Raw genomic sequence first — 258 nt, forward strand, 5'->3', positions numbered from 1 at the left:
TAGCCGCCGTCCTGGCAATATTGGCGAGTGTGACATTCGCCACCGCCTCATAATTAACGGAGAGAAAATATGGATACTTCAGATTACTTTGCCCAGTTGAAATCACAACTGGCCGCGTTTACCTTCCTCAATGGCGATGGACTGACTGTTTCTCGTCTTGGGATTTCTATCACCTTGTTTTTTAAACAAGGCTATACCCAGGAGAAAAAACAACGCATTCTGGCCTGCTACCGGCGCTTTCGCGAAGAATTTGGCACT

1 pseudogene is annotated in these 258 nt (G+C 46.9%); it reads left to right on the top strand.

Annotation, left to right across the window (positions count from 1 at the left end):
- Positions 1-69 precede the first annotated feature (69 nt).
- Positions 70-258, top strand: a pseudogene (locus ACGF49_RS25250) (hypothetical protein); the annotation flags it as partial.

Origin of the sequence: Photorhabdus sp. RM96S (genome assembly GCF_042879335.1) — a bacterium.
GTDB classification, from domain to species: domain Bacteria; phylum Pseudomonadota; class Gammaproteobacteria; order Enterobacterales; family Enterobacteriaceae; genus Photorhabdus; species Photorhabdus kayaii.